20 protein-coding genes are annotated in these 24,714 nt (G+C 51.0%); 5 read left to right on the top strand and 15 right to left on the bottom strand.

The genetic code is table 11. The features are described from left to right. The first annotated feature begins 81 nt into the window (after positions 1–81). Positions 82–870: an envelope biogenesis factor ElyC gene (gene elyC, locus P3C52_RS05090; protein ID WP_275554110.1), complete on the top strand. Its 789-nt coding sequence runs from the start codon at positions 82–84 to the stop codon at positions 868–870. Between the two features lie 61 nt (positions 871–931). Here the strand turns inward: elyC and kdsB are convergent, their stop codons facing one another. The 12 genes from kdsB to P3C52_RS05030 form a co-directional block, all read right to left on the bottom strand. Further along, entirely contained in the window at positions 932–1,678 is a 747-nt protein-coding gene (gene kdsB, locus P3C52_RS05085; RefSeq protein ID WP_275554109.1) for a 3-deoxy-manno-octulosonate cytidylyltransferase, read from the bottom strand. Beyond that, on the bottom strand, positions 1,675–1,857 hold the full coding sequence (locus P3C52_RS05080) for a Trm112 family protein (protein ID WP_038627028.1): 183 nt from the start codon (positions 1,855–1,857) through the stop codon (positions 1,675–1,677). Before P3C52_RS05080 ends, kdsB begins: the two co-directional genes overlap by 4 nt. A gap of 68 nt (positions 1,858–1,925) precedes the next feature. Then, entirely contained in the window at positions 1,926–3,146 is a 1,221-nt protein-coding gene (locus P3C52_RS05075) for a winged helix-turn-helix domain-containing protein (protein ID WP_275554108.1), read from the bottom strand. A gap of 62 nt (positions 3,147–3,208) precedes the next feature. Further along, positions 3,209–4,183, bottom strand: a complete 975-nt coding sequence (lpxK, locus tag P3C52_RS05070) for a tetraacyldisaccharide 4'-kinase (RefSeq protein WP_275554107.1) — start codon at positions 4,181–4,183, stop codon at positions 3,209–3,211. Beyond that, entirely contained in the window at positions 4,180–5,928 is a 1,749-nt protein-coding gene (gene msbA / locus P3C52_RS05065; protein WP_275554106.1) for a lipid A ABC transporter ATP-binding protein/permease MsbA, read from the bottom strand. Before msbA ends, lpxK begins: the two co-directional genes overlap by 4 nt. Before the next feature lie 35 nt (positions 5,929–5,963). Continuing rightward, positions 5,964–8,225 carry a ComEC family protein gene (locus P3C52_RS05060; RefSeq protein ID WP_275554105.1) on the bottom strand — a complete coding sequence of 754 codons (2,262 nt, stop codon included), beginning with the start codon at positions 8,223–8,225 and terminating at the stop codon, positions 5,964–5,966. A 206-nt stretch (positions 8,226–8,431) separates the two neighbouring features. Beyond that, a complete protein-coding gene (gene ihfB, locus P3C52_RS05055) occupies positions 8,432–8,716 on the bottom strand; it encodes an integration host factor subunit beta (RefSeq protein WP_038627039.1) in 285 nt (94 codons plus the stop codon). Between the two features lie 87 nt (positions 8,717–8,803). Beyond that, a complete protein-coding gene (gene rpsA / locus P3C52_RS05050; protein WP_275554104.1) occupies positions 8,804–10,477 on the bottom strand; it encodes a 30S ribosomal protein S1 in 1,674 nt (557 codons plus the stop codon). A 117-nt stretch (positions 10,478–10,594) separates the two neighbouring features. Next, positions 10,595–11,278 (bottom strand): (d)CMP kinase, encoded by a 684-nt coding sequence (gene cmk, locus P3C52_RS05045; RefSeq protein WP_275554103.1) that lies wholly within the window; start codon positions 11,276–11,278, stop codon positions 10,595–10,597. Between the two features lie 211 nt (positions 11,279–11,489). After that, positions 11,490–12,776 carry a 3-phosphoshikimate 1-carboxyvinyltransferase gene (gene aroA / locus P3C52_RS05040; protein ID WP_275554102.1) on the bottom strand — a complete coding sequence of 429 codons (1,287 nt, stop codon included), beginning with the start codon at positions 12,774–12,776 and terminating at the stop codon, positions 11,490–11,492. An 82-nt stretch (positions 12,777–12,858) separates the two neighbouring features. After that, a complete protein-coding gene (gene serC, locus P3C52_RS05035; protein ID WP_275554101.1) occupies positions 12,859–13,944 on the bottom strand; it encodes a 3-phosphoserine/phosphohydroxythreonine transaminase in 1,086 nt (361 codons plus the stop codon). 78 nt (positions 13,945–14,022) lie between these two features. Then, positions 14,023–14,262: a hypothetical protein gene (locus P3C52_RS05030; protein WP_275554100.1), complete on the bottom strand. Its 240-nt coding sequence runs from the start codon at positions 14,260–14,262 to the stop codon at positions 14,023–14,025. Here P3C52_RS05030 and ycaO point away from each other — a divergent pair. From ycaO to pflA, 4 genes are all read left to right on the top strand, one after another. Beyond that, positions 14,254–16,011 carry a 30S ribosomal protein S12 methylthiotransferase accessory factor YcaO gene (gene ycaO, locus P3C52_RS05025; protein ID WP_275554099.1) on the top strand — a complete coding sequence of 586 codons (1,758 nt, stop codon included), beginning with the start codon at positions 14,254–14,256 and terminating at the stop codon, positions 16,009–16,011. The genes P3C52_RS05030 and ycaO overlap by 9 nt on opposite strands. A 349-nt stretch (positions 16,012–16,360) precedes the next feature. After that, positions 16,361–17,218 carry a formate transporter FocA gene (gene focA, locus P3C52_RS05020; RefSeq protein ID WP_275554098.1) on the top strand — a complete coding sequence of 286 codons (858 nt, stop codon included), beginning with the start codon at positions 16,361–16,363 and terminating at the stop codon, positions 17,216–17,218. Positions 17,219–17,300: 82 nt separating this feature from the next. Then, positions 17,301–19,583 (top strand): formate C-acetyltransferase, encoded by a 2,283-nt coding sequence (pflB, locus tag P3C52_RS05015; RefSeq protein WP_275554097.1) that lies wholly within the window; start codon positions 17,301–17,303, stop codon positions 19,581–19,583. Between the two features lie 164 nt (positions 19,584–19,747). Beyond that, the gene (gene pflA / locus P3C52_RS05010; protein WP_275554096.1) at positions 19,748–20,491 is read left to right on the top strand and encodes a pyruvate formate lyase 1-activating protein; all 744 of its coding nucleotides are present in this window, start codon (positions 19,748–19,750) and stop codon (positions 20,489–20,491) included. 51 nt (positions 20,492–20,542) lie between these two features. Here pflA and P3C52_RS05005 read toward each other — a convergent pair whose 3' ends face one another. From P3C52_RS05005 to P3C52_RS04995, 3 genes are all read right to left on the bottom strand, one after another. Further along, complete coding sequence (locus P3C52_RS05005) at positions 20,543–21,694, bottom strand: MFS transporter (RefSeq protein ID WP_275554095.1); 1,152 nt, start codon at positions 21,692–21,694, stop codon at positions 20,543–20,545. Between the two features lie 278 nt (positions 21,695–21,972). Then, the gene (gene serS, locus P3C52_RS05000; RefSeq protein WP_275554094.1) at positions 21,973–23,265 is read right to left on the bottom strand and encodes a serine--tRNA ligase; all 1,293 of its coding nucleotides are present in this window, start codon (positions 23,263–23,265) and stop codon (positions 21,973–21,975) included. Positions 23,266–23,363: 98 nt separating this feature from the next. Then, positions 23,364–24,707, bottom strand: a complete 1,344-nt coding sequence (locus P3C52_RS04995) for a replication-associated recombination protein A (protein ID WP_275554093.1) — start codon at positions 24,705–24,707, stop codon at positions 23,364–23,366. Positions 24,708–24,714: the final 7 nt, after the last annotated feature.

Below are 24,714 nucleotides of genomic sequence, written 5' to 3'. Positions count from 1 at the left end.
CATACCCCGGCTCAGAATGAACCTTTGATGCAAAGTCTGGCTATCAGATGGTGTTTTTTCGGACAAAAGGAATTCGAAATCGTGCTTTTTACGCTAAAAAAAATAGTTGGCGGCCTGCTGTTACCTTTGCCGCTCCTGCTTTTAGTCATTGCAGTCGGGCTTTTACTGCTTTGGTTCACGCGCTGGCAAAAAAGCGGAAAAATTATCATTTCCGTTGGCTGGCTGGCGCTGTTCGCTTTTAGCTTGCAGCCCATAGCAGATGGCCTGTTACGTCCGCTGGAACAGCGCTACCCCACGCAGAATAAAACCACCTCTGTCGATTACATAGTGGTGCTTGGCGGCGGCTATACCTGGAATCCAGACTGGGCGCCCAGCTCCAATTTGATCAGTAATAGTCTGCCGCGCGTAACAGAAGGTGTACGTCAATGGCGTCTGAACCCTGGCGCGAAACTCATTTTTACCGGCGGGCCGGCGTTAACCAATCCGGTAAGCAATGCGGAAGTCGCCGCGCGGGTTGCCATGTCACTGGGCGTACCACAAACGGCTATTATTCGGCTCGATCGGCCACGTGATACGGATGATGAAGCGATAGCGGTAAAACAGATTGTCGGGGAGCGCGCTTTTTTACTGGTGACATCTGCCAACCATCTGCCTCGCGCCATGACCTTTTTCCATCATCAGGGACTGAAGCCGATTGCCGCGCCGGCAAACCAGCTGGCGATTAATTCGCCGCTTAACTGGTGGGAAAAAGCGCTGCCTTCACCGCTGTGGCTAAGCCATAGTGAACGCGCTATTTATGAAGGGCTTGGTGGCCTGTGGCAACGGCTGAATGGAAAAACCACCGCCGATCCGACAACGGCCAGCGAGTAAGCAAACCATAATCAAGGGAGAAGCCGGGCGGCCTCTCCCCTTTTGCTAAAAAATGCACGTTTTACCGTAAAACGGCGCGGACGCGAGCCAGGTCTTCAGCGGTATCAACGCCTGCGGCCGGCGTGGTTTCCGCGACATCGACATGAATCTTCTCGCCGTACCACAGCACGCGCAGCTGTTCCAGCAGCTCGATCTGCTCCAGCTGGCTTGGCTCCCAGCTGACATAGCGACGAATAAAGCCCGCCCGATAGGCATAAATACCAATATGGCGCAGTAGGCTGTCGCCGATGCTGTCACGCGACTGCGCAAAACGTTCGCGGTCCCACGGAATAGTGGCACGGGAAAAGTAGAGCGCATAACCTTGCGCGTCGCGTACCACTTTAACCGCGTTCGGATTAAAGGCTTCTTCGGCGCTGGTAATCGGCACGGCCAGAGTCGCCATTCCCGCTACCGATCCGGCCAGGTTATGCGCCACCTGACGAATAATCTCTGGCGGAATCAGCGGTTCATCGCCCTGTACGTTGACAATGATCGTTTCATCGCTGAACTGATACTGCTCAACAACTTCAGCCAGCCGTTCAGTACCGGACTGATGATCGGGGCGCGTCAGGCAAACCTCGCCGCCTGCCGCCGTCACGGCTGCCGCCACATCAGGATGATCGGTTGCGACGATAACCCGCTCGGCACCGGACTGAATGGCCCGCTCCATCACATGCACCAGCATGGGTTTACCGTGAATATCCACTAACGGTTTACCGGGCAAACGCGTTGATGCAAAGCGCGCCGGAATGATGGCAACAAAACTCATGGATGTATCTCGTCGGCTGACAGCGTACGCGCTTCGTTTTCCAGCAAAACCGGAATGCCGTCACGAACCGGATAGGCCAGGCCATCAGGTTTGCAAATCAGCTCCTGTTGCTCTTTGTTGTAGTAGAGCTTGCCGTTACAGACCGGACAAGCAACGATTTCAAGTAAACGATGATCCATGTTTCCTCCGTAATAGACCGAAGCCTTAGTGCGGCAAGCATAACACAGCCGTGAAAGGGGCGATAATGTCACGCCTGACCGGTTAATTCCCATCCTGCGCCCAGCGCCTGCGACAGTTTGTCCGGCGCCTTTTCCAGCATCACCTGCTCAGCACTCTGCCAGCGGGCAAAGCGACTAATGGTGGTGCGCAAATCATTAATCAGCGACGCATTGACCTTTGTTGCCTCTTCCAGCCACAGATTTTTTATTTGCAGGATCCGCTCATGGCGCAGCATTTTGGCATCCAGCCTTGCTTTTAATTCACCGCGATGCAGTAGCGGCAGAGTGAAATAACCATACTGCCGTCGAGAAGCAGGCGTATAGCATTCCAGGCGATATTCAAAATCAAACAGCTCCTGCACCCGGCGTCGGTGCCAGACCAGCGGGTCGAAAGGAGAGAGAATGGCGGTATGCGTCGCCTTTAGCGGTGCTTCAAGGTGAGCCAGCGCATCATGATGCAGCCACATCAGTCCCATATTTTCGACCATTACCGGCACCACAAATCCCTCTTCCTGCCAGCATTGCAGCGTCTCTTTTAGCGCCACGCGCTTCAGTCGATAATAGTCCGGCAACCATTCGGCACGAAAAATCCCCAGACTGCGGGCGCTGTTACGCAACATCTGTTCACGCGCCTCGCGTTCGCTGAGCATATGCAAGGCATCGTTCCATTCGGGCAGCACGCGCTGTCGCAAGTCATAAATGCGTTGAAAATTTTTCCTGCCGACCACCATTAGTTCTCCGGCAGTAAAAAGATTTTCCAGATGACGCTTATGGGGTTTCCATGACCACCAGCCGGGCTGATGCGATAAAGGCGTCGCGAAATCTGCTGATCGCACCGGGCCGTTTTCAGCGATATGTTGTAGCAGATCGGCAATTTCATCAGCATGCAGCCTCATCCAGTCAGCGTTGTATTTCCAGCCCATGGTTTCCGGCTGTAGCATTCGGTGGCGCAATAAAGGGTAATCTTCTGCCGGAATAAAACAGGCTTCATGTGCCCAGTATTCAAACAGATGCCCTGCAGCCAGCGCTTCCTCCAGCCATACCGTCGGCCAGTCTCCCAAACGGCTATAAACGACGAGATAAGGACTACGCGCAACGACATTAATGGTATCAATTTGCAAAAGCGACATGCGTCTGATGACTGCCAGCAGATCTTCATAACGCGCTTTACGTTTTGGCGTATGAAGCAGGCCTTGTGCGGCAAGATGCAGGTTACGGGCGGTTTGACGAGAAAGAGAAATGGGCGCCATCAACTTTTCCTTTCGTTCAGATAGCACCCAGTTTAGTGGCTCCGCTCAGCGCTGTTAAAAAATTAACGGCACAGCGCGATGATTTTTTGCAGCAGCGGTTCGGCGGAGGCAGACAGATGAGCGTCAACCGGTAAATACCACCAGTTGTCGTGCGCAAAGGCGCGGCATTTTACCGCATCCTTTTCCGTCATCAACAACGTCTCATTATTGGGCGTTAATGCGGTTAAAGCGGCTTCGCTGTAGGCCTGATGATCGGCAAAGGGAACGGTACGAATAACGTCTACCGCATGCTGGCGCAGCGTAGCAAAAAAGCGTGGCGGATGGCCGATTCCCGCCATTGCCACAACCGGGGATAATGCCGAGGCGGGCATGCTGGCGCCGGTTTTCAGGTTTACCGCTGCGCCGGGCTGTAATCCCATTGCGATCTCCCCTTTTCCCGCTTTACCGCCGTTAACAATAACGGCATCAACCTGACGCAAGCGTCCGGCGCGCTCACGCATCGGGCCGGCGGGCAGCCACCAGCCATTGCCAAAGCGCCTGACGCCGTCTACAACAACGATTTCTATATCGCGCGCCAGCGCATAATGCTGCAATCCATCGTCAGTAATAATGAGATCCAGTGGAGCTGCGGACAACAAAGCGCTGACTGCTTCGCTACGCACCGGCGATACCGCAACCGGCGCGCCGGTTCGTTGGGCGATCAGAACCGGCTCATCCCCTGCTTCCTGCGTGGTAGTCTCTGAGGACAGGACCAGCGGATAATGCGCGGCTTTACCGCCATAGCCTCGTGAAACGACGCCGACGCGCAATCCCTGTCGCTGCAGCTGCTCAACCAGCCAGATAACCACCGGCGTTTTTCCGTTCCCGCCTGCGGTTAAGTTTCCCACTACCACCACCGGTACCGGCGCGCGCCAGGCCCGGCGCAGACCCAGCAGGTAGCTAAGCCGGATTAACGTGGCGATCAGGCCATACAGCAGGCTGAATGGCAGTAGCAACACATATAGCGGCGAGCGCCCGCTCCAGATGCGTTCAATCATTGACCGAACTGCATTTTATGCAGCTGAGCATAGGCGCCCTGACGGCTAAGCAACTCATCATGCGTACCGCGTTCGATAATCCGCCCGTCTTCCACCACCACGATTTCATCGGCTTTTTCAATGGTTGACAGACGATGCGCAATAACCAGCGAGGTGCGGTTCTTTTGCAACTCATCCAACGCTGACTGGATAGCGCGTTCAGATTCGGTATCCAGCGCCGAAGTCGCTTCATCAAGAATTAAGATTGGGCTGTCACGCAACAGCGCGCGGGCAATGGCAATTCGCTGACGCTGTCCACCGGATAGCAGTACGCCGTTTTCGCCAATTACCGTGTCCAGGCCATTTTCCATTTTACGGATAAAATCCATGGCATGGGCCATTTCTGCGGCCTTTTCAATCTCTTCGCGGTTGTAAACGTCGTTACGCGCGTAGGCGATATTATTGGCGATAGTATCGTTAAACAGATGCACATTTTGAGAAACCAGCGCCACCTGATTACGCAGTGAACGCAGGGTATATTCACGCAGATCATGGCCATCCATCAGGATTTCTCCCTGCTGAATATCATAAAAGCGCGTCAGCAGGCTGGCGATAGTAGATTTACCGGAGCCAGAGCGCCCAACCAACGCCACGGTTTTTCCGGCCGGAAGGCTAAGGTTAATATCGCGTAAGGCTGGAATATCGCGTCCCGGGTAGCTAAACGTTACGTTACGGAACTCAATATCACCCTTCGCGCGCTTAATTTCGCGCGTGCCGTTATCGACTTCCTGTTCACTATCAAGAATTGAGAACAATGTCTGGCAGGCAGCCATACCGCGCTGGAACTGAGCATTGACGTTAGTTAATGATTTAAGCGGACGCATCAGCGCAATCATTGAGGAAAAGACCACGGTAATGGTGCCGGCCGTCAGCGTATCCATTACGCTGGGGAAGCTGGCGGCATACAGTACAAAGGCCAGAGCCAGAGATGCGATGAGCTGAATGATAGGATCGGAGATCGATGAGGCGGAAACCAGCTTCATCCCCTGGTGGCGCATGCGATTACTGACTTTATCAAAGCGTTTTGCTTCGACATCCTGCCCACCGAAGATCAGCACTTCTTTGTGCCCCTTCAACATCTGCTCTGCGCTGGTTGTCACCTGTCCCATGGTGTTCTGCATATTTTTACTGATACTGCGGAAACGTTTGGAAACGGTACGAATAGCCATTGAGACGACTGGCGCCAGGACAATAAGAATCAGCGAAAGCTGCCAACTGTAATAAAACATCATTATGAACAGGCCAATAATTGACGCCCCTTCACGTACCACCGTCACCAGCGCGCTGGAGGAGGAAGATGCTACCTGTTCAGAATCATAAGTGATGCGCGACAGCAGCGTCCCTGTAGACTGCTGATCGAAGAAGGAGACCGGCATGCCCATCATATGATTGAACAAACGACGGCGCATATTCATAACGACATTGCCGGAAACCCATGAAATACAATAGCTTGAAGCATAGCTGGTTACACCACGAACCAGCATCAGGCCGATTACGGCCAGCGGCATCCATATTAAGACCGATTTATCGGCCTTACCAAAGCCATCATCCAGTAAAGGTTTCAGCAATGACAGCATAAGGGTATCGCCCGCCGCGTTGAGGATCAGCGCTACGGCTGCCACAATCAGTCCCGCTTTGTGCGGTGCGATCATCGGCCAAAGGCGACGAAAAGTCTGCCATGTTGAGAGATCTTTATCTTGATGCATTATTTAACCAGCATAGTTTGAAATAGCCGCTCATTTTACCTGGATTCCCCCTGTACGCCAAACCACTGATGATACCAGCGGGGCATTATTTGTTCTCTTAATCCCTTGACTTGCCATCTGTCACGATAAAACTCGACGCTAAGCTGACCCGCATGCGCGGTATCAAACCATTGATAACCATTTTTACCATAGCGCTTGATAACGTTAGCTGAGGGCAGTCGCCAGGCGTTATAACGCGCAACGGACGCCAGCGCTACGCTGCCTTTAACATTGCGCAAAAAGGCCGGAGAGGAAGAGGTTTTGCTCCCATGGTGCGGCACCTGAATCAGATCGGCTTTAAGAGACCAGCGGTTACGCTTCAGTAAGTTTTTTTCGGCATCCGCTTCCAGATCGCCAGTTAAAAGCAGCTGATAACGCCCATCGTCAACTTTAAGGACACAAGAGTCATTGTTATTACCATGAGCGTTAACCGATAACGGCCATAGCGCACTAAAATGCAGGTTTTGCCACTGCCATCGCAGGCCGGCTATACAAGGCTGATGGCCAGGCAGCGTAAGCGCGCTGCGTATGGTGGCTTCAGGCCAGGCACGTTGCATATCATCTAAACCGCCAATATGATCGAGGTGCTGATGGCTGATAATAATCTCATCTACCGTAAGTCCCTGCCACTTTAGCCAGGGTAACAGCGCTTGCTGCGCAGCGCTTCCGCCAGGCCAGCGGTTCCCCGTGTCATAAACTAACGCGTGCCCATTACGTGAAATTACTGTCGCCAGGCCATGACCAATATCTAACATATCAAAGCGCCATTCCGGCTGGTCTCTGGTGATATGCCACAAGCAAGGGACACAACAGGCCGCAAACAACGCTGTCGGCGCCCGCCGCCACCAGCCCAGACGAAAAGCGATAAATAACAGCCATACCAGCAGACCGGCAATAAATGCCTTTTTACCAAGCCAAAACCAGCCTTCCGGCAAAAAATTGAGAAGCTTAAATACCAGCGCCAGGGAGCGATTGGCTAACCACCAAAGCGGGAATGCCAGAGACTCTGCGGGCATTAACAATGCCAGCAGCAGAGCAGGAACCGTAATAAAAGAAACAATGGGGATCGCGAAGATATTCGCTGGCAAGGATGTCAGGCTCACGCCATGAAAAATGAAAACCTGAACAGGGATGAGTAACAGCATCATTCCTGTTTGTAGATGCATTAGCTGTAAAAGCATCCAGCGTTTATGGTTGCGCCAGCGCGCGGGTAAAGGAAACCACTGAAACCAAAACAATAGTGTTGCCACCGCCAGAACCGAAAGCCAAAAACTATCTGACAGTACTGCTACAGGATCAAAAAACAGGATCCCGCCCACACCGACCAACCAAATGTGCCAACTGCTACAGTTGATACCCTGAAAACGGACTACCGCCCACAGCGTTAAAGCCGTCATCGCCCTTAGCGCTGGTGGGCCGTTGCCCGACAGCCAGCAGTAAATCCCGGCTATACTCAGACTGAATAACAGCGGCAGTGGATAGCGTATACGCCATGCAGGCATAAGGAACTGAAATATTCTTGCCGCAGTCCAGCCTAGCGAGGCGGCCAGGCTAATGTGCATACCGGAAATCGCCATTAAATGCGCGATGCCCGTATCCCGCAGAACAGCGCGTGTTTCTGCCGTAAGTCCCTGACGATCGCCGAAAAGTAAAGCTGTCATAACGCTATGCCAGGGCAAAAACTGATATTGCTTCTGGGCATGCGCCATAATGTCGTGTCGCCATGAACAACGGCTATCAAGCGGCTCAGCGGCAACCAGGATCCCGCGTAAAGGTGCGCTGTTTGCCAGCGCAAAATGCTGCGCATCAAAGCCACCTTCATTCAAGTTTCCATGCACCGGTCGTAAACGGAGCCGCATTTTCCAGCGCTGGCCTGCGCACCATGCCATGTTCAGCTGCCCTGTTAACACGCTGGCATAAAGGGGCGGAAATAATGGCCGCTTGCCATCATCACGCAGCTTTACCACCAGCCTGCCTTTTTCGTGTAAAACCTGAGTAATTTCAGCCGTTGCCGTAACGGTTCCGGCGCTTAGCTTACTGAGCGGCGCCAGCGACTGCTGCGCCGCCAGCATTGACCATACTGCCAGCATGCCTGTAATGCCGAGATAACGGAAAAATTTTACCGGCAACGCGAGTAACAGTAAGGAAGCTATCAGAAGGCTTATAAGTTTATTCAGCTCAGGCAAATGCGCTAAAAACAGTAAGGGAAGCGTTGCAGTGGCAGATAACAGCGCAAGAATATGAAGTGGATATGGCATGGTTTCATCCTTATAACCTTAGGATGAGTATGCCTGACTGGTTGAATTAACGCAGGCTATGCTGCTGATTAACGGAAGCTATTACGTAAAGAGATACTATTGCTTGCAGCCGTAAAAAATTCATTGAGAGACCGCTCGCATTTACAGAAACAGAAGACAAAAAAAAACGACACTGCGTGTCGTTTTTTATTTATCGTCATTTTGCCTTAACCGTAAATGTTCGCACGGTCGCGCAATTCTTTACCCGGTTTAAAATGCGGAACATATTTACCTTCCAGTTCCACTTTATCTCCCGTTTTCGGATTGCGGCCAACGCGCGGCGCACGGTAATGCAATGAGAAGCTGCCGAACCCCCGGATTTCGATGCGTTCGCCCTGAGCAAGGGTTGTGGCCATATGCTCAAGCATCTCTTTTACTGCATCCTCTACGGCTTTCGCCGGTATGTGAGTTTGCTGGGCTGCAAGTCTTTCGATAAGTTCTGACTTGGTCATTAATCCTCCGGTTAATCCCTGTTGGAATGGTCTGGCAGCTTGCTACAGGAACCGGGCGCCCAAAGGATGCCCGGAACCCAAAGACGATTATTCGCCTTTAGCGGCTTTGAAAGCTTCAGCCATAGCGTTGGAGAAGTTGCTTTCTTCCTGTTTGTTGTTAACAGTCGCGATAGCATCTTTCTCGTCAGCTTCGTCTTTAGCACGTACAGACAGGCTTACAACGCGGTTTTTACGGTCAACGCCAGTGAATTTCGCTTCAACGTCATCACCAACATTCAGCACCTGAGTTGCGTCTTCGATACGGTCGCGTGAAGCTTCAGAAGCGCGCAGGTAGCCTTCAACGCCTTCTGCTAATTCAACTGTAGCACCTTTAGCGTCAACTGCAGTTACTTTACCAGTAACAATCGCACCTTTCTTATTCAGAGAGATGTAGTTGTTGAACGGATCTTCTGCCAGCTGTTTAACGCCCAGGGAGATACGCTCGCGCTCTGCGTCAACCTGCAGAACCACGGCTGCGATTTCGTCACCTTTTTTGTACTCACGAACCGCTTCTTCACCTGTTGCGTTCCAGGAGATGTCAGACAGGTGAACCAGACCGTCGATGCCGCCTTCCAGGCCGATGAAGATACCGAAGTCAGTGATTGACTTGATTTTACCTTCAACACGGTCACCCTTGTTATGGGTTTCCGCGAACTGCTGCCACGGGTTAGCTTTGCACTGTTTCAGGCCCAGAGAGATACGACGACGTTCTTCATCAATATCCAGAACCATCACTTCTACCACGTCGCCAACGTTAACAACTTTGGACGGGTGAATATTTTTGTTGGTCCAGTCCATTTCAGACACGTGTACCAGACCTTCAACGCCTTCTTCGATTTCTACGAAGCAGCCGTAATCAGTCAGGTTGGTTACGCGACCGGTCAGTTTGGTACCTTCCGGATAACGTTTAGCGATAGCTACCCACGGATCTTCGCCCAGCTGTTTCAGGCCCAGAGATACACGGGTACGCTCGCGATCGAATTTCAGCACTTTTACAGTGATTTCGTCGCCAACATTGACGATTTCGCTCGGATGCTTAACGCGTTTCCATGCCATGTCAGTGATGTGCAGCAGGCCGTCAACGCCGCCCAGATCAACGAAGGCGCCGTAGTCAGTGAGGTTCTTAACGATACCTTTGACTTCCATGCCTTCCTGCAGGTTTTCCAGCAGCTGATCGCGTTCTGCGCTGTTTTCAGATTCGATAACGGCACGACGAGAAACAACAACGTTGTTGCGCTTCTGATCCAGCTTGATTACTTTGAATTCAAGCTCTTTGCCTTCCAGGTGCAGCGTGTCGCGCACTGGACGTACGTCAACCAGAGAACCTGGCAGGAACGCACGGATACCGTTCAGCTCAACAGTGAAGCCGCCCTTGACTTTGCCGTTGATAACGCCAGTTACAGTTGCAGCTTCTTCGTAAGCTTTTTCCAGCATCAGCCATGCTTCGTGACGCTTCGCTTTCTCACGAGACAGCAGGGTTTCACCAAAGCCGTCTTCTACTGCATCCAGAGCAACGTCAACTTCGTCACCAACCTGGATTTCAATCTCGCCCTGGGCGTTCTTGAACTGCTCAGCCGGAATGGCAGACTCAGATTTCAGACCGGCGTCAACCAGTACGACATCTTTGTCGATAGCAACAACAACACCGCGAACGATGGAACCCGGGCGGGTTTCGATTTCTTTCAGGGATTCTTCAAAGAGTTGAGCAAAAGATTCAGTCATATTTAATCTTTAGATAGGTAAATTTAACGTCCATCTGACTTCCTGCCGGATGGGGTTGTTTAACATGCCTGATGACGTTCCTTGTCACCAGGTTATTACATCTGTTAGCCGCCAGCCCTACGATAAAGCCAGTTTTTCACGGGCATAATTGAGGGCAGTATCAATCACCTGCTCGATACTCATGCTGGTTGAATCCAGCACCAGAGCATCTTCCGCCGGCACCAGCGGCGCAATAGCCCGATTACGGTCGCGCTCGTCGCGCTCCTTTATCTCGGCTAAAAGGCGTTCAAAGTTAACACTAAAGCCCTTTTCCTGCAACTGTAGCATGCGGCGATGCGCACGCTCTTCAGAACTGGCGTCCAGAAAAATTTTCACCGGCGCATCAGGGAAAACCACCGTTCCCATATCCCGCCCATCGGCAATCAGGCCGGGGACGTCACGAAACGCACGTTGGCGACGCAGTAACGCTTCCCGTACGCGAGGGAAAGCTGCCACTTTTGATGCCGTATTGCTAACTTCCTGGGTGCGAATTTCGCTGGTGACATTTTCGCCTTCAAGAATGACAGCCATTTCACCATCAGTTGAAATAAAGCGCACATCTAAATGCGCGGCGATAGGCACCAGTGCTTCTTCTGATTCGATATTTACCTGATGATGCAGGGCTGCCAGCGCTAATACACGATAAATTGCGCCAGAATCAAGCAGATGCCACTGCAGCGCCTCAGCCATTGCCTTACAGAGCGTGCCCTTACCCGCGCCGCTTGGACCATCAATGGTAATTACCGGGGCTGTTGCCGTCATTTTATTCTCCTGTCGCAGCTGGTCGTTCTTATGGCTACCTGCACTCATTCACAAGTCGCGGCATATTATACGCTGCAATCCTTCGGAACGATATCTTTAAGCATAGGCAGTCGGTAAATATTCTTCTTTTTAAGAACATCCGCTAACGGATAAAAAATGACGAAACGTGGATGCCGTCACTTCCTGAAGAGAAAATGACGGCGTTGATTGTTTAGGCTGGCGTACTGATGGCAGCGAGCCGCTCAAAATAATCAGGAAAGGTTTTGGCTGTGCATTTAGGATCAAGAATAGTAACGGGCGTATCCGACAACGCTACCAGCGAAAAACACATCGCCATGCGATGATCGTTATAGGTTCCAATTTCAGCGGCGATAAGCTGTTGCGGCGGAGTAATAAGGATAAAATCATGCCCCTCTTCAACTTCCGCGCCGACTTTGCGCAACTCAGTCGCCATCGCAGACAGACGATCGGTCTCTTTAACTCGCCAGTTATAGATATTGCGCAATACCGTCGTGCCTTCAGCAAACAGTGCGGTCGTAGCGATAGTCATCGCCGCATCGGGAATATGATTCATATCCAGATCAATGGCGCGGAGTTTGTTATGTGTGCAGGCTATATAATCATCGCCCCACTCGATTTCGGCACCCATCTTTTCTAAAACGTCGGCAAAACGAATATCGCCCTGAACGCTGTTACGACCAACGCCTGTAACGCGTACGGTTCCACCTTTTATAGCAGACGCGGCAAGGAAATAAGATGCAGAAGAGGCATCACCTTCCACTAAGTAGCTGCCGGGGGAAACGTAGCTTTGCTGCCCGCGGATAACAAACCGTTGATAGTTATAATTTTCTACTGTTACGCCAAAGGTCTTCATCAGATGCAGCGTAATATCGATATAAGGTTTTGATACCAGCTCACCTTTAATAGTGATTTGCGTATCCTGCATCGCCAGCGGTGCCGCCATCAGCAGAGCGGTTAAAAACTGGCTGGAAACGCTACCGTCAACGCTAACCTCTCCGCCGGTAAAACCACCGCGAATGCGTAACGGGGGATAATCGGTTTGCTCAAGATAATCAATCTGCGCGCCGCCCTGACGCAACGCATCTACCAGGTGGCCAATCGGGCGCTCTTTCATACGCGGCTCGCCGGTCAGCACAATATCATTGTTGGCGAGGCAAAGCGCCGCAGCCAGAGGACGCATTGCCGTTCCTGCATTCCCAAGGAAAAGTTCTAACGCTTTATCTGCCTGTAATGGGCCACCAGCGCCGTTGACTTCACAGAGAGTACGATCCGCTGACAATGTATAGCTGATTCCTAATGCGCTAAGCGCATTCAGCATATGTTTTACGTCATCACTGTCTAACAGGTTCGTCAGGCGCGTCGTCCCCTGAGCCAGCGCTGCCAACAGCAAAGCGCGGTTAGATACGCTTTTAGAACCTGGCAAATTTACCGTGCCGTTAACGCGTTTTATAGGTTGTAGTGTCAGGGATTCCTGCATGTAAAACTTTTCTCCGTAAAGCCCGTACGATAAAACCTCGCATCAAAGCGAGGTTTCTAAAGAATATTAAACTGGTGGTTAATCAGCCGTGCCGGCGTTCAAAATCCGCCATGAACTCGGTTAGCGCTTTTACACCTTCCAGCGGCATAGCGTTATAAATAGAAGCACGCATTCCACCAACGACACGATGCCCTTTTAACGCATGCAGGCCGGCAGCAAAGGACTCTTCCAGGAAGAGTTTGTCCAGCGCGGCGTCAGCCAGCTGAAACGGTACATTCATTCTTGAACGGTTACGGTCCGCGACATCATTGCGGTAAAAGTCGCTGCGGTCGATCGTGCTATACAGCAAGTCGGCCTTCGCCTGATTGGTTTTATCCATTTCACTAATACCGCCACGCTCTTTCAACCATTTGAACACCAGCCCGGAAAGATACCAGGCGAAGGTTGGCGGGGTATTGTACATAGAGTCATTTTCAGCCAGCGTTTTATAATCCAGCACCGAAGGCAGCGCCTGCTGCGCTTTACCTAACAAATCATCACGGACAATAACTAACGTAAGACCGGCCGGGCCGATATTTTTCTGCGCGCCAGCATAAATTACACCATAGCGGTTAATATCCAGCGGACGCGAGAGAATCGTAGAGGAGAAATCGGCTACCACGATTTTATCGCCAAAATCAGGTTGCTCATCAATGGCTACGCCATCGATAGTTTCATTGGGGCAAAAATGTACATAAGCGGCATCATCGCTTAATGCCCATTTACTCATCGGCAATAAAGCCCGCTTGCCGTCAATGTTTGATTTAATGTCGATTACATTCGGAGCGCAGTACTTTTTCGCTTCCTGAATCGCGCTATGTGCCCAGTAGCCGCCATCAATATAATCAGCGGTTTTGGCTGTCCCCAACAAATTCATAGGCACTGCGGCAAACTGCGCGCGTGCGCCGCCCTGACAGAACAAAACTTTATAGTTATCGGGGATTTTCAGCAAATCGCGTAAATCTTTCTCGGCTTCTTCTGCAACCTGAATAAATTCCTTGCTGCGATGGCTAATTTCCATCACTGACGTACCCAGTCCATTCCAGTTGCAAAGCTCTTGCTCTGCACGACGAAGCACTTCTACCGGCAACATTGCTGGGCCGGAGCTAAAATTATAAATCTGCGTCATTTCCCGTCACCACTGTCAGATCTGCTGTTTATGAATAGGCTATCGGTTTTATCACTGCCCTTCGCAGGCTGCAAACATTTATCCGAAAGCACGCCCATTTTTCAGGCGCTTGCCGCAACAGCTTATGTGGTGAAAGTAAACCAGTGCGATATTTTGTGAGGCTCCGCGCGTGGCGAAATTGTTGAAACAGAAAGAAAGCGATAATTTTGCCATGATGCAGAAAAGTAAATCGCAGCGCGCTAATAGCGCCGGCAAGGGAAAATACGTATCATTGCGCGCTTTACGCCCAACCAACATATAGCAGGCCACATGACCCAAACCTTTATTCCTGGCAAAGATGCCGCCCTGGAAGATTCCATCGCTCGGTTCCAGCAAAAACTGCGGGATTTCGGTTTCAATATTGAAGAAGCTTCCTGGTTAAATCCTGTTCCTCATGTTTGGTCAGTGCATATTCGCGACCGTGATTGCCCACTTTGCTTTACCAACGGCAAAGGCGCCAGCAAGAAGGCTGCGCTTGCTTCCGCACTGGGCGAGTATTTTGAACGCTTATCGACAAACTACTTTTTTGCCGACTTTTGGTTGGGCGAATCCATCGCTAACGGCGAGTTTGTACATTACCCTAATGAAAAATGGTTCCCGCTACCAGATGATGACAGCCTGCCAGAGGGCATTCTGGATCCCCGCCTGCGCCAGTTTTACGACCCGGAAAATGAGTTAAGCGCCAGCGACTTGATCGATCTACAGTCGGGGAATATCGAACGCGGAATCTGCGCCTTGCCCTTTATTCGTCAGTCCGATGAGCAGACCGTTTATATTCCCATGAACATTATCGGCAATCTGTACGTGTCCAACGGCATGTCCGCTGGTAATACGCGTAATGAAGCACGCGTACAGGGCCTCTCCGAAGTGTTTGAGCGTTATGTGAAAAACCGCATTATTGCAGAGGCAATCAGCCTGCCGGCTATCCCGCAAAATGTACTGGATCGTTATCCCGGTGTTGTCGAAGCCATTAACAGCCTTGAAGCTGAAGGCTTCCCCATTTTTGCCTATGACGCTTCGTTAGGTGGAAAATATCCCGTCATTTGCGTGGTGCTATTTAACCCTGCAAATGGCACCTGCTTCGCGTCATTCGGCGCCCATCCTGATTTTGGCGTCGCGCTGGAACGTACAGTTACAGAATTGTTGCAGGGCCGCAGCCTCAAGGATTTGGATGTGTTTACCCCGCCAACGTTTGACGATGAAGAAGTGGCGGAACATGCCAACCTGGAAACGCACTTTATCGATTCCAGCGGTTCGATTTCCTGGGATTTATTTAAAGAATCTGCAGATTATCCATTTGTTGACTGGCGCTTCGACGGCTCTACTGAAGAAGAATTCGCGACATTAATGGCGATCTTCAAAGCTGAAGATAAAGACGTTTATATTGCCGATTATGAGCATCTGGATGTTTATGCCTGCCGCATCATTGTTCCTGGCATGTCTGATATTTATCCAGCCGAAGATCTTTTACTGGCTAACAATAATATGGGCGCCAATCTGCGGGAAACACTGCTGGCATTGCCAGATAGCCAGTGGGATAAAGCCGATTACCTGGCGCTGATAGAACAACTGGACGAAGAAGGCCACGATGATTTTACCCGAGTCCGTGAACTGCTGGGGCTGGCCACAGGTAAGGATAACGGTTGGTATACGCTACGTATTGGCGAACTAAAAGCGATGCTGGCTCTGGCGGGCGGCGACCTTGAACAGGCGTTAATCTGGACAGAGTGGACGATGGAGTTCAATGGTTCGGTGTTCACCGCTGAGCGCGCTAATTATTATCGTTGCTTGCAAACGCTGTTACTGCTGACTCAAGAAGAAGAACGCGATCCATCACAGTATTATCACGCCTTTGTACGTATGTATGGCGCAGCGGCAGTTGAAGCAGCCTCGGCCGCAATTAGCGGCGAAGCGCCCTTCTGGGGCTTACAGGCTGTTGACAGTAACCTGCAAGCTTTCCCAGCGCATCAGGCATTACTTGCAGCGTATGAAAAGCTACAACAAGCCAAACGTAATTATTGGAAATAAAGGCAACACTTTTGAAATTTTAAGCCAGCTGATATAAATCAGCTGGCTTGTTTATTTAGGTTAAATATTTATTAAATAAACCACTCATTCATTATCAATTCATTTACTTTTAATAGAAATTAACTCACTTAAGAATAACGATACCTTTTGCATCAAATGCTATATTCAATTTTTAATGCATAAATTAAAATAATTTTTATTATTAAATTTCAATTATTTATATCAATATCGCCATTCAAAATTAGCGCTTCGCTTTCCAACGCTCTCGCCCAATATGATCTATATCAATTTTCGCGAAATACTCCTTTGTTAGTATCTCTACGAAAATTTTTTATGGGAGTCCGTTAGTGTGAATACTGACAATCCTTTCAATTTATTATTGCCACAGGCTATGGCAAAAGTTGCAGAAGAAGCGGGTGTTTATAAAGCCACGAAACATCCTCTCACCACCTTCTTTCTGGCCATTAATGCTGGTGTTTTTATCTCTATTGCCTTTGTTTTTTATATTACCGCCACGACAGGCACCGCGGATGTTCCTTATGGTCTGGCGAAGCTGGTTGGCGGTATTTGCTTTTCCCTTGGACTGATGTTGGTCGTTGTATGCGGAGCAGACCTGTTTACCTCTACCGTTTTGATTGTGGTCGCGAAAGCCAGCGGTCGCATTAGTTGGGGACAGCTGGCACGCAACTGGATTAATGTTTATATCGGTAACCTGTTTGGCGCGCTGTTCTTTGTTGGTCTGATCTGGTTTTCCGGCGAGTATGAAGTTGCGAACGGCGCGTGGGGATTAAATGTTTTACAAACCGCCGATCACAAAATGCATCACACCTTTATCGAGGCCGTTTGCCTCGGTACCCTGGCAAATTTAATGGTTTGTCTGGCTATCTGGATGAGTTATTCCGGTCGCAGCCTGACAGACAAAATGCTGGCGATGGTACTACCGGTAGCCATGTTTGTTGCCAGTGGTTTTGAACATAGCATCGCCAATATGTTCATGATCCCTTTAGGCATCATCATTCGTGATTTTGCATCACCCGAATTCTGGCAAGCGACTGGGACAACTGCCGCTCAGTTCCCAAATCTGACACTTAGCCACTTTATTATGGATAACCTTATTCCCGTCACTATTGGCAACATTATCGGTGGTGGTCTGCTGGTAGGGTTAACGTACTGGGTTATTTATCTGCGCGGTAACGCTGCACACTAGCAGCAACCGCACAACGAATTCGAACCGGCAGCCAGTCGCTGCTGGTTCAAAAAAAGAACTTTTATCAGAAGGTAGGTATATTATGACCGAGCTCAATGAAAAACTGGCTGCCGCCTGGGAAGGTTTTGCCGCAGGCGAATGGCAGAAATCAGTTAACGTTCGCGATTTCATCCAGAAAAACTACACGCCGTATGAAGGAGATGAATCCTTCCTGGCCGGCGCTACCGATGCAACCACCCAGCTTTGGAACAAAGTGCTGGAAGGCATCAAAATTGAAAACCGCACCCACGCGCCGGTTGATTTTGATACCAGCGTTGCTTCTACCATCACTTCACATGATGCAGGCTATATCGACCAAAGCCTGGAAAAAATCGTCGGCTTACAAACTGACGCACCACTGAAACGCGCCATCATTCCTTTTGGCGGTATCAAAATGGTGGAAGGTTCCTGCAAAGCGTATAACCGCGAGTTGGACCCGCAGCTGAAAAAAATCTTTACCGAATATCGTAAAACCCATAACCAGGGTGTGTTCGATGTTTATACGCCGAATATTCTGCGCTGCCGTAAATCTGGCGTCCTGACTGGCTTGCCGGATGCTTACGGTCGTGGTCGTATCATTGGTGACTATCGTCGCGTAGCGCTGTACGGTATTGATTATCTGATGCAGGATAAGTTTGACCAGTTCACCTCTTTGCAGAGCGATCTGGAAAACGGCGTTAACCTTGAAGCGACGATTCGTCTGCGTGAAGAGATCTCTGAACAGCATCGCGCTCTGGGCCAGCTGAAAGAGATGGCAGCTAAATATGGTTGCGATATTTCTCGCCCGGCAACTAACGCTCGTGAAGCCGTACAGTGGACCTACTTCGCTTATCTGGCCGCAGTGAAATCACAGAATGGCGCAGCGATGTCCTTTGGTCGCGTGTCTACCTTCCTTGATGTCTATATCGAACGTGACATGCAGGCAGGTAAACTGTCTGAGCTGGAAGCGCAAGAGCTGATTGACCATCTGGTAATGAAGCTGCGTATGGTGCGCTTCCTGCGTACACCAGAATATGATGAACTCTTCTCCGGCGACCCAATTTGGGCGACAGAGTCTCTGGCTGGTATGGGCGTTGACGGCCGTACGCTGGTTACCAAAACCACGTTCCGTTTCCTAAACACCCTGTACACCATGGGGCCGTCTCCAGAGCCGAACATGACCATTCTGTGGTCAGAAAACCTGCCGATTAATTTCAAAAAATATGCGGCCAAAGTTTCCATCGATACGTCTTCCGTTCAGTATGAGAACGACGATCTGATGCGTCCTGACTTTGACAACGACGACTATGCTATCGCCTGCTGCGTTAGCCCGATGATTGTCGGCAAACAGATGCAGTTCTTCGGCGCTCGCGCCAACCTCGCCAAAACATTGCTGTACGCAATCAACGGCGGCGTTGACGAAAAAATGAAAATGCAGGTCGGCCCGAAAGAAGCGCCGATTACAGATGACGTGTTGGACTTTGACACCGTTATGACTCGCCTTGACCATTTCATGGACTGGCTGGCTAAACAGTATGTCACTGCGCTGAACATCATCCACTACATGCATGATAAATATAGCTACGAAGCGGCGCTGATGGCACTGCATGACCGCGACGTATATCGCACTATGGCTTGTGGTATCGCCGGACTTTCCGTAGCGGCAGACTCCCTGTCAGCGATTAAATACGCCAAAGTTAAACCGGTTCGTGATGAAGACGGTCTGGCTGTTGACTTCGAAATCGAAGGTGAATATCCGCAGTTCGGTAACAACGATCCGCGCGTAGATGACCTGGCCTGCGATCTGGTTGAACGCTTCATGAAGAAAATTCAGAAGCTGAATACGTATCGTAATGCCGTACCGACACAGTCCGTACTGACCATTACCTCCAACGTGGTTTATGGTAAGAAAACCGGTAATACGCCGGACGGACGTCGCGCCGGTGCGCCTTTCGGCCCGGGTGCTAACCCGATGCACGGACGTGACCAGAAAGGTGCTGTTGCCTCTCTGACTTCTGTGGCGAAACTGCCGTTTGCCTACGCGAAAGATGGTATCTCCTACACCTTCTCTATTGTGCCGAATGCGTTGGGTAAAGATGACGATGTACGTAAGACTAACCTTGCTGGCCTGATGGATGGTTACTTCCATCACGAAGCGGCAATCGAAGGTGGTCAGCATCTGAACGTTAACGTTATGAACCGTGAAATGCTGATGGATGCGATGGAACATCCAGAAAAATATCCGCAGCTGACCATTCGCGTTTCAGGTTATGCGGTTCGCTTCAACTCTTTGACTAAAGAGCAGCAGCAGGACGTAATTACTCGTACTTTCACTCAGTCCCTGTAATTCTCTTCCCGCCAGTAAAAGGCTCCTGCGGGAGCCTTTTTAGCAACAGCCTGCTTTGCCAGAGATCTATAATAAGGTCTCTGGCAAAACAGACTCACTTAGCGCAGCGCCCGTTAAAGACTGCGCCGCCTGCCAGGCAGGTTCACCTTGGAGAACTCATCGCAATGTCATCATCTGTCGGTCGTATTCACTCATTTGAATCCTGTGGTACCGTTGATGGTCCAGGTATCCGCTTTATTACTTTCTTTCAGGGCTGCCTGATGCGCTGCCTCTACTGCCATAACCGCGATACCTGGGATACGCATGGCGGTAAAGAGGTGACGGTTGAAGAACTAATGAGAGATGTTCTCTCTTACCGTCATTTTATTAATGCATCGGGCGGTGGGGTTACCGCATCCGGCGGCGAGGCAATACTACAGGCGGCCTTTGTTCGTGACTGGTTTCGAGCCTGTAAGGCAGAAGGTATTCATACCTGCCTTGATACCAATGGCTTTGTGCGTCGCTACGATCCCGTTATTGATGAGCTGCTGGAAGTGACCGATCTGGTTATGCTCGATCTGAAACAGATTAATGATGATATTCATCAGATTCTGGTTGGCGTATCCAATCACCGCACCATGGATTTTGCCCGCTATATTGCCAGGAAAGGGATCCGCACCTGGATACGTTATGTCATTGTGCCAGGCTATACGGATGATGACGACTCCGCGCATCGCCTGGGCGAGTTCACTCGCGATATGAAGAACATCGAGAAAATTGAACTGCTTCCCTATCACGAACTTGGCAAACATAAGTGGGAAGCAATGGGTGAAGAGTACAAGCTGGATGGCGTAAAACCGCCAAAAGCGGAAACGATGGATCGCATCAAGCATATTCTGGAAGGTTACGGTCACAAGGTTATGTATTGATCTGATGACCAAAAGCTAAGGGCGACATCGTCGCCCTTTTTTCATGTCTGATTATGCCTGCGCAACCGGCGTAATATGATGATCCGCTTTACGCAATAGCATCACTAAATAGATCAGCGCAACGGCGGCGATCATGACGAAGAGTAGCCTGTCAGAATAATTCTGCATCAGCATCGCAGTCATGCTTGGTCCGGCCAGGCTCCCGATGGTATAGCTTAAAAGCAGCGCCTGATTCATTGCCACCAGTTCATGATGTTTAACGGTTTCACACGCCCAGGACATCGCTACCGGGTACAGCGTAAAACCGGACGCGCCCAAAATGAAGAGCGCCGGAACCATGGCCATATTGCTGAGCATTGCAATAGAGCCGAGGATGACAATAAACACCTGCACACGCAGCACCAGCAAACGGCCATAGCGATCGGCCATACGACCTACCGGCCACTGACCTACGATCCCTGCGCTTACCAGTAATGCCATCCAGTAACCTACGTTTGCATCGCTGATGCCCTGATGTGAAAGGTAGAGCGGCATCAAGCCATACAACGACCCCAGCACCATGCCGGAAATAATACAGCCGTTGATGCCAAGCCGTGAGCTACGACGACGCAGCATTGGCCAGATACGGCTCGGCGCGCCCTCTTCTTCATGGGCAGCAGCAGTAATTTTCATAAAAATAATCGGCAGCACGCCTGTCACAATCACAGCGCTCACCCAGGGCAAAACGCTCATCAGCTCTGTAGAAACTTTACTTAACAGTAGCTGGCCAGCAACGGTACCAAAATAGTAAACAATCATATAGGCAGCTAACAGCTGGCCGCGATTACGTAGCGTGCCGCTGCAAAGCAAGGCGCTTTCAACTACTACCCAAATCCAGGCGCAGCCGATACCCGCTACCAGACGCCAGAGCGTCCAGCCCCAGAACCCCTCGCTCAAGCCCAGTGCCGCCGTAGAGATAGCAAAAACCAGCGATGCGAAGTAGTAACTACGGTTAAATCCATAGTGCTTGATCAGCCAACCCGCCAGTAAGGTTCCGATGAGGTTTCCGGTGTAATAAGATGAACTGACCAGACCCACCTGCCAGGTAGGTAAGTTATCGTGCGTCAGCCATAAAGGCACCAGGGTATTAAGCACGGCAATAGAAACCGTCAGCAGCAGCAGGCCACACAGTAAAAGCACAACGGGACGAGACCAGGTGGACATCGGTTAAATCACAGGGAAGAGAGAGAAAGTGCGCGAATATTGCCACTCTTGTTTTTAAAGTCAATCGGCGGAATTTTAGCGCCGCACAATTTGCTTCAGGCCGATTTAATATTTTTATCTTCAGCGTTTGAGGAGTGATGAAAAGTTGCGCAACGTAACGGCTATAAACAATAAAAACAACGGGATAAAAATAAAAAACGAGGCGAGATCGATATATTTATTTAATAAAAAAAAGCCCGCCGGTAATAACGACGGGCCTGATACTTTACAGGGAAAATTTATCCGATAGAGGTTAAACCGCCCATATAAGGACGCAGTACTTCTGGTACTTCAATCGTGCCATCAGCCTGCTGATAATTTTCCAGCACTGCCACCAGCGTACGGCCAACCGCCAGGCCGGAGCCATTCAGCGTATGCACCAGACGAGGCTTCTTGTCGTTTTTGCTACGGCAGCGCGCCTGCATACGACGCGCCTGGAAATCCCACATATTGGAGCAGGATGAAATCTCACGATAGGTGTTCTGCGCCGGCAGCCAGACTTCCAGATCGTAGGTTTTGGTAGCGCCAGCACCCATATCACCGGTACAAAGCAGAACTTTACGATACGGCAGGTTAAGCAACTGCAGCACTTTTTCCGCATGGCCCGTCAGCTCTTCCAGCGCCTGCATGGAATCTTCCGGGCGAACGATCTGCACCATTTCAACTTTATCAAACTGGTGCATACGGATCAGACCGCGCGTATCACGACCATAAGAGCCTGCTTCTGCGCGGAAACATGGCGTATGAGCGGTGAGTTTAATCGGCAGAGATTCTTCCTCGACGATTTCATCGCGCACCAGGTTAGTCAACGGGACTTCAGCGGTAGGGATCAGCGCATAATTGCTGCTGTCCGCTTCTTCTTCCAGCGGACGGGTATGGAACAGATCTTCGCCAAATTTCGGCAGCTGACCAGTGCCATACAACGTCGCATGGTTAACCAGGTAAGGCACATAGGTTTCAGTATAGCCATGCTGCTGCGTATGCAGATCGAGCATAAACTGGCTTAGCGCGCGATGCAGTCGAGCAATCTGGCCCTGCATCACGACAAAGCGTGAGCCGGTCAGCTTGACGGCCGAAGCAAAGTCCAGACCTTTCGCCATTTCGCCCAGATCAACATGATCGCGTACGGTGAAATCAAACTGGCGCGGCTCGCCCCAGCGCAGGATTTCCTGGTTTTCGCTGTCATCTTTCCCTACGGGCACTTCGTCCGCGGGCAGGTTGGGTAAGGCAAGGGAGAAATCACGGATCTGATTTTGCAGCACATCCAGTTCGGCTTTAGCAGCATCGAGACGCTCACCCAGCGCATTCACTTCCTGACGCAGCGGCTCAATATCTTCGCCGCGCGCTTTAGCCTGCCCGATAGATTTGGAACGCGCATTACGCTCGGCCTGTAGGTTTTCAGTTTCAACCTGCAGCACTTTACGGCGCTCTTCAAGGGAGAGCAGCGTTTCCACATCCAGTTTAAATCCTCGGCGTGCCAGTTTTTCTGCGACTGCGTCTGGCTCGTTACGCAGCAGATTGGGATCGAGCATGCTTATCCTGTGCTTACTGTAATTAAAAAAAGGTTTTGAACCAAAGCGTTCCTTCAGGGTCCACCTGGCTTTGCGCTAACCTTACCGCAACGTCTGGGTTAGCGGTAGCGTTTTGTCGGGCTATTTTGATCCTGCTCGGCAAGCCAGGCGAGCTTTTCACCAATTTTACCTTCCAGCCCGCGGCTGGTGGGTTGGTAATAGCGCGTTTGCGCCATTTCCGGCGGAAGATAGTCTTCGCCTGCGGCGTAGGCGTTTGGCTCATCGTGGGCATAACGATAGGCTTTGCCAAGCCCCATCTCTTTCATCAGGCGCGTAGGCGCATTGCGCAGATGTTCCGGCACATCAAAATCGGGCTTTTCGCGTGCATCGCGCAGTGCGGCTTTAAAAGCGGTATACACCGCGTTGCTTTTTGGTGCGCAGGCCAGATAGACAATCGCCTGAGCGATAGCGCGCTCGCCTTCCGCTGGACCTACGCGGGTGAAACAGTCCCAGGCGGCGATAGCGACCTGCATCGCACGCGGATCGGCATTGCCAACATCTTCCGAGGCGATAGCTAACAGGCGCCGAGCGACATAAAGCGGATCGCCGCCAGCGGTAATAATGCGTGCGTACCAGTAAAGCGCGGCATCAGGCGCCGACCCTCGTACCGATTTATGCAGGGCGGAGATTAAATCGTAATAGCGGTCGCCTTTGTTATCAAAGCGCGCCGCCCGCTCGCCGGAGACCTCATTTAACAGTTGCGGCGTCAGCGTCCGTTTACCCTGCTCGTCGCTCTCAGCCATATCCGCCATCATTTCCAGCGTATTAAGCGCCCGGCGCGCATCGCCGTTCACCAGTTCGGCGATGCTCCGACGGGTAGCCTCAGGCAGCTCAATATTTTCTTTGCCCAATCCGCGCTCGCGATCGGTCAGCGCCTGTTGTAGCACCATTTCGATATCATCAGCCGTTAAAGATTTCAGCAGATAAACACGAGCGCGTGACAGCAGCGCGGAATTGAGTTCAAACGAAGGGTTTTCAGTCGTCGCGCCAATAAAGGTGATCGTGCCGTCTTCTATATGCGGCAAAAATGCATCCTGCTGGCTTTTATTAAAGCGATGCACTTCATCCACAAACAGAATGGTGCGCCGTCCAGCCTGACGGTTTTGGCGCGCGCGCTCAATCGCTTCACGGATCTCTTTAATGCCGGAGGTGACCGCAGAAATGCGCTCAACATCCGCATTCCCGTAACGCCCAATTAACTCGGCCAGCGTGGTTTTACCGGTGCCGGGAGGCCCCCAAAGGATCATTGAATGCAGATGCCCTGCTTCAATGGCGCGCGTTAAAGGCTTGCCTGGGGCGAGGAGATGTTGCTGGCCAATATACTGCGCCAGCGTTGTTGGCCGCATACGCGCGGCCAACGGCTGAAACTGCTCGGAAGAAAAATCAAGGGAGAGATTACTCAACTCAACC

Source organism: Mixta sp. Marseille-Q2659, from assembly GCF_940807255.1.
Classification (GTDB): domain Bacteria; phylum Pseudomonadota; class Gammaproteobacteria; order Enterobacterales; family Enterobacteriaceae; genus Mixta.
This window is presented reverse-complemented; position numbering and strand designations above follow the sequence as displayed.

What these genes read in the sequence shown, in the direction of transcription:
- aroA (WP_275554102.1), bottom strand. Translation starts at nt 12,776, where the DNA reads ATGCAGGAATCCCTGACACTACAACCTATAAAACGCGTTAACGGCACG.
- P3C52_RS05075 (WP_275554108.1), bottom strand. Translation starts at nt 3,146, where the DNA reads ATGGCGCCCATTTCTCTTTCTCGTCAAACCGCCCGTAACCTGCATCTT.
- P3C52_RS05080 (WP_038627028.1), bottom strand. Translation starts at nt 1,857, where the DNA reads ATGGATCATCGTTTACTTGAAATCGTTGCTTGTCCGGTCTGTAACGGC.
- ycaO (WP_275554099.1), top strand. Translation starts at nt 14,254, where the DNA reads ATGACCCAAACCTTTATTCCTGGCAAAGATGCCGCCCTGGAAGATTCC.
- serC (WP_275554101.1), bottom strand. Translation starts at nt 13,944, where the DNA reads ATGACGCAGATTTATAATTTTAGCTCCGGCCCAGCAATGTTGCCGGTA.
- ihfB (WP_038627039.1), bottom strand. Translation starts at nt 8,716, where the DNA reads ATGACCAAGTCAGAACTTATCGAAAGACTTGCAGCCCAGCAAACTCAC.
- pflB (WP_275554097.1), top strand. Translation starts at nt 17,301, where the DNA reads ATGACCGAGCTCAATGAAAAACTGGCTGCCGCCTGGGAAGGTTTTGCC.
- rpsA (WP_275554104.1), bottom strand. Translation starts at nt 10,477, where the DNA reads ATGACTGAATCTTTTGCTCAACTCTTTGAAGAATCCCTGAAAGAAATC.
- kdsB (WP_275554109.1), bottom strand. Translation starts at nt 1,678, where the DNA reads ATGAGTTTTGTTGCCATCATTCCGGCGCGCTTTGCATCAACGCGTTTG.
- P3C52_RS05060 (WP_275554105.1), bottom strand. Translation starts at nt 8,225, where the DNA reads ATGCCATATCCACTTCATATTCTTGCGCTGTTATCTGCCACTGCAACG.
- msbA (WP_275554106.1), bottom strand. Translation starts at nt 5,928, where the DNA reads ATGCATCAAGATAAAGATCTCTCAACATGGCAGACTTTTCGTCGCCTT.
- lpxK (WP_275554107.1), bottom strand. Translation starts at nt 4,183, where the DNA reads ATGATTGAACGCATCTGGAGCGGGCGCTCGCCGCTATATGTGTTGCTA.
- pflA (WP_275554096.1), top strand. Translation starts at nt 19,748, where the DNA reads ATGTCATCATCTGTCGGTCGTATTCACTCATTTGAATCCTGTGGTACC.
- serS (WP_275554094.1), bottom strand. Translation starts at nt 23,265, where the DNA reads ATGCTCGATCCCAATCTGCTGCGTAACGAGCCAGACGCAGTCGCAGAA.
- P3C52_RS05005 (WP_275554095.1), bottom strand. Translation starts at nt 21,694, where the DNA reads ATGTCCACCTGGTCTCGTCCCGTTGTGCTTTTACTGTGTGGCCTGCTG.
- cmk (WP_275554103.1), bottom strand. Translation starts at nt 11,278, where the DNA reads ATGACGGCAACAGCCCCGGTAATTACCATTGATGGTCCAAGCGGCGCG.